Raw genomic sequence first — 818 nt, forward strand, 5'->3', positions numbered from 1 at the left:
TAAACGCGCCACTAATATTATACGTAACCGTTGGCAAACATTATGAGAACGATTCTGCAAATAATCATACTTCTGACTTCTATTATGACTTTTTCGCAAGAAAAGTTAAGCGGAAAATATTGCTCAATTCCTATTGGAGAATCTGATGTTATCTGCATAGATTTTAAAGAAAATAATAACTTCGAATATTCTGTTTCCGGTTGTTTAGGAACTTCTCATATTGGAACTGGAATTTTTGAATTAAAAAACAAAATTTTAAAACTAGCATTCGACAAAAAGGAACAACCAACTAAAAATAAAGTAAAAATTACCGATATAAAATCAAGTTCTGAAAAGACTATTGAATTTGAATTTATCATAACAGACGAGAATGAATTGCCGCTTTATGTTAACATTGTTGAAAAACCGAATGTTAGAGGGTTTGAAATTTATGAAGAGAAAAATAAAATTGAGGTTGAGAAAAAAAATTCAAAAGTCAAATATGAAGTTCTCTCATTAGGTTATGGAACTATTGAATTAGAATTGGAACATAATTCAAGTAAAAAAATTGAAATAACTATGTTTCCAATTCAAACAAAAATTATTTCTGATAAAGTGTTCGAATGGAATTTGACAGAATTGAATGAAAACGAATTTAAAGTTGGAACTGAAATTTGGAATACTTTTAGAAAAATAAAAAAATAACGATTTGCCAACAAAGCATAAAATTAATGGCTGGTTCTAGCCTACTTGGAAAATTCCTTCGGAATTTTCCGCTGGCAAGTTTCTATTTATTAAATTAGTGCCTAAACGCGCCACTAATATTATACGTAACCGTT

General features: G+C 28.9%; 1 protein-coding gene. It reads left to right on the forward strand.

Annotation, left to right across the window (positions count from 1 at the left end; genetic code table 11):
* The first annotated feature begins 42 nt into the window (after nt 1-42).
* Nucleotides 43-684, forward strand: coding sequence for a hypothetical protein (locus ACH5TX_RS03965; RefSeq protein WP_439338242.1), 642 nt, complete (start codon nt 43-45; stop codon nt 682-684).
* The last annotated feature ends 134 nt before the right edge of the window (nt 685-818 follow it).

Source organism: Thalassobellus citreus (assembly GCF_044385915.1).
GTDB classification, from domain to species: Bacteria; Bacteroidota; Bacteroidia; order Flavobacteriales; family Flavobacteriaceae; genus Thalassobellus; species Thalassobellus citreus.

Coding starts and splice junctions, on each gene's coding strand:
- ACH5TX_RS03965 (WP_439338242.1), top strand. CDS start 43: ATGAGAACGATTCTGCAAATAATCATACTTCTGACTTCTATTATGACT.